This is a genomic window from Micromonospora sp. RV43 (assembly GCF_001029515.1).
GTDB classification, from domain to species: domain Bacteria; phylum Actinomycetota; class Actinomycetes; order Mycobacteriales; family Micromonosporaceae; genus Micromonospora; species Micromonospora aurantiaca.
Window position 1 is genome coordinate 1 of sequence record NZ_LEKG01000240.1, and the last position, 8,363, is coordinate 8,363.

An 8,363-nucleotide genomic window follows, 5' to 3' on the forward strand; every position below is an offset into this window, starting at 1 on the left:
CCTGTACCGCCGAAACCCTCACCACCGGGCGAACGGGCGACGGGCGCGGGCAGCGGCGGCGCCGCGTGCCGCAGGAGCAGGTGTTCGCCGCCTCGGCCGCCACGGTCGGCCTGGTCGGGCTGGTTCTCGCCGGCGTCCAGGTCGATGCCGGTGTCGATGCCCATGTCGTGCAGCATGTGCACCGCCTCCTCGGTCGCCAGGTTGCCGCTGGCACCAGGCGCGTACGGGCAGCCACCGAGGCCGCCGACGCTGGCGTCGAACTCGGTGATCCCCAGTTCCATCGCGGTGAGCATGTTCGCCAGCGCGGTGCCACGGGTGTTGTGGAAGTGCAGCAGCACCGGCAGGTGGGCGTTGCGGTCCCGGACCGCCGTGACCAGTTCGCGGACGCGCCGGGGCGTACCCATGCCGGTGGTGTCGCCGAAGGCGACGCGGTCCGCGCCGTCGCGGGCGACGCGGTCGACGATCGCGGCCACCCGGCGGGGGTCCACGTCGCCCTCGTAGGGGCAGCCGAAGCTGGTCGCCACGATCACCTCGGCGGTGGCGCCCGCGCCGTGCAGCAGGTCGATCAGCTCGGCGATGTCGTCCAGCGACTCGTCGGTGGACCGGTTGACGTTGCGGCGGTTGTGCGTGTCGCTGGCCGAGACCACCACCTCGATCTCGGTGAAGCCCGCCGCCAGCGCCCGCTGTGCGCCACGGGTGTTCGGCACCAGGGCGGAGTAGCGCACCCCGTCGACCTTCTCGGCCCGCTGCCACACCTCGTCGGCGTCGGCCATCTGCGGGATCGCCTTCGGGTGGACGAAGGAGACGGCCTCGATGCGCCGTACCCCGGTGCGGGACAGCGCGTCGAGAAGCCGCACCTTCGCATCGGTGGGGATGGGCTCCTCGTTCTGGAGGCCGTCGCGGGGACCGACCTCACGGATGCTCACGGAGTCTGGAAGTTCCGCCATCAGATTCACCTCACTGGGTCGAAGGTCAGCGCATCCGGGAGACGATGCCGGTGTCGTAGTCGCCGGAGAGGAACTCCGGGTTCTCCAGCAGCTCGGCGAAGAACGGCAGGTTGCACTTCGGGCCGGCGATCTCGAACTGGGCGACAGCCGCCCGCGCCCGCTCGACCGCCTCCTCGCGGGTCGCCCCGGTGAGGATCAGCTTGGCCATCAGGCTGTCGTAGAACGGCGTGACGGTGTTGCCGGCGACGTAGCCGGAGTCGACCCGGACGCCGGTGCCGGACGGCTCGTTCCAGGTGGTGATCGCGCCCGGGCCGGGCAGGAAGCGCTTCGGGTCCTCGGCGTTGATCCGCAGCTCGATGGCGTGACCGCGCGGGGTGAGCGCGTCCGGGTCGAACGTCGGCGCCAGGCCGGACGCCACCCGCAACTGCTCCTCGACCAGGTCGACGCCGTAGACGTACTCGGTGACCGGGTGCTCGACCTGCAGCCGCGTGTTCATCTCCAGGAAGAAGAACTCCTGCGTCGAGGGATCGAGCAGGCATTCCACAGTGCCCGCATTGCGGTAATTGATCGCCTCGCCGGCCCGCACTGCGGCGGCCAGGAACCGCTCGCGCAGCTCGGGCGACACCGCCGGGGACGGCGACTCCTCGACCAGCTTCTGGTTGCGCCGCTGCACCGAGCACTCCCGCTCGCCGAGCGCCACCACCCGGCCGTCCGCCAGGCCGAGGATCTGCACCTCGACGTGGCGCACCCGGGGGAAGTACCGCTCGATCAGCACCGACCCGTCGCCGAACATCCGCTCGGCGAACGCGCGGACCTTGTCGTACTCGGTGCGCAGCGCCGCCTCGTCGGCGGCCACGCCCATGCCCATGCCGCCGCCACCGGCGGCGGCCTTGACCATCACCGGGTAACCGATCTCCACGGCTGCCGCGACCGCCGCGTCCAGGTCGCTCGTCGGTTCGGTGGTGCCGGGCGCGACCGGCACGCCCGCGGCCGCCATCAGGTTCCGGGCGTTGATCTTGTCGCCCATCGCGCTGATCGCGTCGGCGCCGGGCCCGACCCAGATCAGGCCGGCCCCTTCGACGGTACGGGCGAAGTCCGCGTTCTCGGACAGGAAGCCGTAGCCGGGGTGGATCGCCTGCGCGCCGGTGCTCCGGGCGGCGTCGAGGATCGCCTCGACGTTCCGGTAGCTCTGGGCCGGGTTCGCCGGGCCGACGCAGACCGCCTCGTCGGCCTCGGTCACGAACGGCAGCGCGCCGTCGGCCTCCGAGTGCACCGCGATCGTCCGGATCCCGAGCCGCCTACCGGTGCGGATGATCCGCCGCGCGATCTCCCCCCGGTTTGCGACCAACAACGATTCGATCATCTTCTGCACGGACGTGACCCCTTCTCGACGCAAAGCCGGGGTCTCTTCTTAACACGCGTTAAGGTACGCGCGGCGTGTCAGGTCGGGTCGGTGGGCGCGAGCAGGGCCGCGAGGGTCGCGCCGCGCAGCAGTTCGGCCCGGCGCCGGCGGTCCACCTCGCCGCCGAGGAACGGCGTCGAGTTCATCAGGCCGAACGCCGCGTGGGCGAGCACCCGGGCCGCGCCGTCGGGCAGGCCGGGGTGCAGCGCGGTCAGCACGGTGACCCATTCCTCGACGTACATCCGCTGGAGCCGGCGGATCCGGCGGCGCGGCTCGTCCGGGAGGCGGTCCAGCTCGTGCAGGTGCAACGCGATCACCGCCGGGTTCGCCAGCGCGAAGTCGACGTGGAAGTCGATCAGCGACTCCAGCGCCGCACGCGGGTCGCCCGGGTGACCGGCGGCCCGTTCCCGCCCGCCCGCGAGCAACCCCTCACTCACCGGGATCAGGGCGGCGACGAGCATCGCCTCCTTGCCGGCGAAGTGGTGGTAGAGCGCGGGACCGGTGACCCCGGCCGCCGCGCCGATGTCGTCCATCGACACACCGTGGTAGCCGCGCGCCGCGAAGAGGCCGACCGCGATCTCCAGGATCTCGTCCCGCCGGGACCGGCGCCGGGCCGCACCCGCCGCACCCCGTGCCTGCTGTTCCACCGCCACCGGACCAGCCTAGACCTCGCGTTCGAACTGGGGCAGCCGCGGTTACCCAACGGTTGCCCCAGCCCGTCGTGTCAGTCCTCCTCGATGCCGTGGTCGGCGCGGACCTTCGACGCCTCGGCCTCCCGGCCCTGCTCGTCGAGCGCGCGGGCGAGCAGCCAGGCGGCCTGCGTGGCGGGACGGGAACCGCTGGGCAGCCCGCCCAGGACCGGGCGCAGCAGCCCTTCGGCCTGCTCCGGCCGCCCGTCGCGCAGCAGCAGCTCACCGGTCAGCACCTCGACCTGCGCCGCCTCGCCGAACGCCTCGATCGACCGGAGGCGCTCCGGCACCCCGTCCACCCGGTCCAGCGCGGCGGTGAGACGATCCTCGCCGATCAGCACCCGGGCCACCGCGTCGGCGGCCATCGCCCGCTCGTACGTGACCACCGGCGCCTCGTCGGCCTCGGCCGGGAGCGCGGCCGCCGCCTCGTCCACCCGCTCGATCGCTGCGACCGCGGCCGGCAGGTCGCCGGACCAGTGCAGGGCGAGCAGTTCCCGCCGCCGGGCCCGCAGCTCGTCCACCTGGAAGCCGGCCAGCCGCCAGGCGGTCGCTGCCGCCGCGAACCGCTGCGCGGCCAGGGCGTCCCGGTCGGCGTCGTAGAGCAGGCCACCGGACTCCTCCAGCACCTGCGCCCGGTGGGGGAGATTGTCCGGCCCGTCCAGGTTCTCGGCCAGCGTGTCGAGCACCGTGAGCGCCAGATCCGTCTCGCCGAGGCCGGCGTAGATGCCCGCCAGCATGTGCCGGCACCGGTCCGCCTCGGCCTGCGCGCCGGCCCGGTCGAGCCCGAGCACCGCCTCCTCGGCCACCTCGGCGGCCTCGGCCAGCCGACCGGCCACCCGGTACGCCTCGGCCAGCTCCCAGCGCAGCAGCGCGTCGCCCTCCAGCCCCTGCTCGACGCAGAGAGTGACCGCCTCGGCCAGATCCTCCACCGCCTCGCCGGCCCGGTCGGCGGCCATCAGCGCCCGTCCCCGGGTGACCCGCAGCGGCAGCTGGGCGCCGGCCGGGGCGACCGACAGCGCCTCCTCGCACGCGGCCACCGCGTCGGCCGGGTCGTCGGTGGCGCGGGCGTACGCCAGGCAGGCGCCGGTGAGCATCTCGGCGTCGCCCAGCTCGCCCGCCAGCCGGCGGGACCGCGCCGCCGCGTCCCGGAACTCCTCGGCCCGTTCCAACTGCTCCAGCACGTGCGTGCGGTGCAGCGCGACCCGCCCGGCCAGCCACGGATCGGCGTCCGCCTCCGCCTCGGCCCGGTCGAGCGCGTCGAGCGCCTCCGCCCACTGCTCGCGGTGCACGTGGGCCAGGGCCAGCCGGTCCCAGCCGGCGGCCCGGTCACGCGGCTCGCCGTGCTCGGTCAGGTAGCCGGCCGACTCCCGGGCCAGGGCCATCCCCTCGTCCGCGCTCTCCTCGACCATGCTGAGCAGCACACCGAGCCGCCCGGCCACCACCTGGGCGCGCAGCGGGTCCGGCACCTCCCGCCACGCGGCGAGCGCCTCGCGGTTGACCTCGATCGCCACCGGCACGCCGTCGTCGTCCTGGGACAGCTCACCGGCCCGCAGCTCCAGCCGCCAGGCGCGGGTGGTCGCGGGCACGTCGGCGTCACCGAACCGCTCGTCGTACGCGTGCAACGCGGCGACCAGGCCGTCCCGGCGGTTGGTGCGCCAGCACTCCTCGGCCAGCGCGAGCAGTTCGTCCGCGCCGGCGTCGGCGGGCACCGTCACCGGCTGCGGAGAGGCCACCGGCGCGTCCGAGCCGGTCCGCGCGGCGGGCACCGCCGGGCGGCGCAGGCTCGCGGAGAGCGGCAGGTGCTCGCCGACCGGCCCGGCCGCCAGCTTGCGGGCGATCAGGCCGGACTGGTGCGTGGTGCCGTTGCGCGCGTCGAACCGCTCGGCCAGCGCGGTCGCCGTACCGGCCAGCTCGTCGGCGAGCGCACCCGCCGGCACGTCGGCGGCGGCCCGCTCGCCGGAGGCGCGGCGGTGCACAGTCAGCACGGCCGGCACCTGACGCAGCGCGGCCGAGGCGGCGGCCGCGAAGTGCATCGCGGCGGCAGGGGTGGGCGCGCGGTCCAGCCAGTCCAGGTGGCGCTCGACCAGTTCCAGGGCGCGGGCCTCGTTGCCGGTCACGGTGCAGAACTCGACGTGGTCGGCGATGTCCCACAGGTCGGCGAGGTGCCCGCGCACCCGCCGGTACGCCTCCCGGTGCGCGTCCCGCGCCGCGTCGGTGCGGCCGGTCTCGCGGTAGGGCGTGAGCAGCGCGGTGAGGATCCCCTGCGGCTGCTCGCTACAGGTGAGCCGCCCGGCGAGCACCGGCTCGGCCAGCGCCACCGCCTCCTCATGGCGGCCGTGCCGCACCAGGTGCGCGACCTGCGTGGTCGGGTCGCAGCCGGCGCAGTCGGAGAGCGTGTCGCGCGGGGTGGTCATCCACTTGCGGTACCACTGCTCCGCCGCCTCGTCGTCGCCCAGGTGCGCGGCCACCAGGTAGCGGTGCTTGTAGACCGCCTGGAGCGAGTGCCCGGAGTCGCGGTAACGCCGTTCCATGTCGTCGAGCACCGCGTACGTCCGGTCCAGCGGCAGCTCCGGGAACTTCACCATGGCGTTGACCATGTACTTGAAGAACCAGAGCAGCTGGTGCGTGTAGCGCTGGTGGTAGGGCTGCGGATCCTTGTCGTACTCGGCCAGGCACCAGGAGAACGTGACGAAGGACTTCGCCGGTTCGCCGCCGTAGACGTACGCGGTGGTGCCGGTGACCCGGGCGGCGAAGGCGAGGTGCCTGTCGTCGCCCGCGTCGGCGCGGCGCAGCAACTGCTCCAGCGCGGCGATCTGCCCCGGCCCGTACGGCATGGATTCGATCTCGTGGTGCATCCGCCAGAGGTCGTCGTCAGTCACGGGTCTCTCCCGGTACGGCCCGGCCGAGCAGGCCGAGGAAGGAACTGTTCAGCAGTGCGGCGTCGGCCGCCCGGATCGGGTGGTGCCCGAGCAGCAGGGCCTGCCCGTAGAGCGCCTCGACGGCCAGCCCGACCAGCTCCGGGTCGGCGAGCGTGGTGACCCGGCGGACCAGCGGGTTGCGGTGGTTGAGCACCAGTTGCGGGCGGTCCGGCGGCGCTGAGGCGGCGAGCGCGTCGAGCACGCCGCCCCACAGCTCGTCGGCCTTGTCCCGGCTGGCGGCGAGCTGGTCGTGGAACGCGGCCGACCGGGACACCAGGTAGAGCGCCGGCAGCGAGACCGGGTCGTACGCCCGGATCACGACCTCACAGCCGAGCCGTTCCAGGGCCCGCTGCGCGGCGGTGAGGAACGGCCGCAGGGCCAATTCGGTCGCCGGGTCGAGGATCTCGAACCGGGTGGTCAGGTCGCTCGGCTCCAGCCGCTCGATCAGCACCGACCGGTCCACTGTGGGCAGCCGCTCGATCAGCTCGGTGTCGTACGTGTAGCCGCCGTTGACCACTGCCACGTCCTGCGCGGCGGCCACGGCGGCGAGCTGGCGGAACTCGTCCAGGCTGGCGGCGTACCGGAGCACGCCGTGCCGCTGCCGGAACTCGGCGAGCGTCATCGTGCCGACGTTGGTGTCCATCGGCCACCACTGGTCGACCAGCCGCAGCATCTCGTCGTCGTGCATCGCGAGCGCCTTGACGCCGAGGTGGTGCACCTGGAGGAACTCGCCGAGCCGGCGCGGGTCGTGCTTGGCGAGCCGGACCAGCCAGCCGCGGATCTGGTCGCCGAGCGCCTCCCGGACGGAGGTGAGCAGCGCGTCCTCGTAGAGCGCCTCGCGGCTGGCGGTGGGCCGCAGCTCGCTGGCGTCGACCACGCAGTGGGCGAAGAAGGCCCACTCGGGCAGCAGCCCGTCGGCGTGCTCGCTGAGCAGCATCCGCTTGAGGTAGACCCGGTGCCCGGCCCGGGCGGCCGGGTTCACCGCGGCGGGCAGGATGAACGCCACGCCGGTCAGGCCGGCCTCGGGCACCGACAGCGGCACCACGTCGAACGGGACGAACCCGAGCAGCTCCTGCGCGTACCGCTGGAGGGCGGCCCGGTCGACCGGCGCCCCGGGCGTGGTCGGCCACGGCGGCGGGCCGGCGGTGGTCGGCGTGTCACCGACCCGCACGTCGACCGGCAGCAGGCCGCCGTAGAGGCGGGCCAGCTCGGTGACAGTGGGTACGCCGAGCCACTGGTCGGCGTCGCGCCGGGGCACCAGCGTGACTGTCGTGCCGGGCTCGTCGCGGGCCTGTTCCGGCTCGGCGAGCCGTACCGCGTACCGCCCGTCGGACCAGCCCGTCCAGAGCACTGTGGGCTCGTCGGCGTGCCGGGTGACCACCCGGATCTCGTCCGCCACCAGGAAGCAGGAGAGCAGGCCGATGCCGAACTGGCCGAGGAACTCGTGCCGGGAGAAGCCCAGCTCGTCGCGCTTGGAGCTGCGGCCGATGGTGGCGAGCAGTTCGTGCACCTGCGCCTCGGTCAGGCCGATGCCGGTGTCGTGCACGCGCAGCGTCCCGTCGCCGGTCAGCTCCGGCGGCTCGATGCGGACCCGGGCCGGGGCTTTCGGCTCGGTGGACCGGCGCGCGGTGATCGCGTCGACGGCGTTCTGGAGCAGCTCGCGCACGTAGACCCGCGGACTGCCGTAGAGGTGATGACTGAGCAGGTCGACCACGCCACGGAGGTCCACCTGGAAGGTGCGGTCCAATCGCGCTCCCGGTTCGGATTTTCGGCGCTCACCGTACCGGTCAGCGCCGACAGTGTCCGTCCCGTTTCACCCCGGCGGCTTGACCCTCCACCGGGTGCAGGGCACACCGTCTCCCGGCATGACGATCACCGCCGTCCCGGGCCGCGACTACCGGCTGCTCTGGTCGGCCGCCGTCTGCTCGCAGGTGGGGGACTCCCTGCGTACGCCGGCTCTGGCCCTGCTGGCCGCCACGCTCACCCGCGACCCTCGCGCGGTAGCCGCGGTGACAGTGGCCGGGCTCCTTCCGCCGCTGCTGTTCGGCCTGCTCAGCGGCGTGTACGCGGACCGGTGGGACCGGCGGCGGACGATGGCGGTGGTGGACGGGGGGCGGGCCGTGGTGGTGGCGGCGCTGGCCTGGTCCGTGGCGACCGGGCACGCCGGGATCGCCACGCTGGTCGTCGTCGCCTCGCTGCTCGCCCTGCTGGGCACGCTCTTCGACGCGTCCGCGTACGCGCTGCTGCCCACTGTGGTGCCGCCCGAAGGGCTGGCGGGCGCCAACGCCCGCCTCCAGGCCGGAACGGCGGTGGCCGGCGGTTTCGTCGGCGCCCCCTTGGCCGGTGTCCTCTTCGCCGTCTCCCCCGCACTCCCGTTCACCGCCGACGCCCTGACCTTCGCCTTGCG

Annotated in this window: 6 protein-coding genes; 1 reads left to right on the plus strand and 5 read right to left on the minus strand. The window is 74.0% G+C overall.

Going from position 1 to position 8,363, the window contains the following annotated elements; genetic code table 11:
- The 5 genes from ABD52_RS34445 to ABD52_RS34465 all read right to left on the minus strand — a co-directional run.
- Positions 1-947: hydroxymethylglutaryl-CoA lyase (locus ABD52_RS34445; RefSeq protein WP_235437647.1), on the minus strand; the 947-nt coding region annotated here is incomplete at its 3' end.
- A gap of 25 nt (positions 948-972) precedes the next feature.
- On the minus strand, positions 973-2,310 hold the full coding sequence (locus ABD52_RS34450; protein WP_047894493.1) for an acetyl/propionyl/methylcrotonyl-CoA carboxylase subunit alpha: 1,338 nt from the start codon (positions 2,308-2,310) through the stop codon (positions 973-975).
- Positions 2,311-2,387: 77 nt separating this feature from the next.
- Positions 2,388-3,002 (minus strand): TetR/AcrR family transcriptional regulator, encoded by a 615-nt coding sequence (locus ABD52_RS34455; RefSeq protein ID WP_013283284.1) that lies wholly within the window; start codon positions 3,000-3,002, stop codon positions 2,388-2,390.
- Between the two features lie 71 nt (positions 3,003-3,073).
- Positions 3,074-5,917, minus strand: coding sequence for a hypothetical protein (locus tag ABD52_RS34460; RefSeq protein WP_047894489.1), 2,844 nt, complete (start codon positions 5,915-5,917; stop codon positions 3,074-3,076).
- Complete coding sequence (locus ABD52_RS34465; protein ID WP_047894490.1) at positions 5,910-7,703, minus strand: HSP90 family protein; 1,794 nt, start codon at positions 7,701-7,703, stop codon at positions 5,910-5,912. The genes ABD52_RS34460 and ABD52_RS34465 overlap by 8 nt, the downstream gene beginning before the upstream one ends.
- A 118-nt stretch (positions 7,704-7,821) precedes the next feature.
- Between ABD52_RS34465 and ABD52_RS34470 the strand changes: the two genes are divergently transcribed.
- Positions 7,822-8,363 (plus strand): MFS transporter (locus ABD52_RS34470; protein WP_047894491.1); only part of this gene is annotated, 542 nt, incomplete at its 3' end.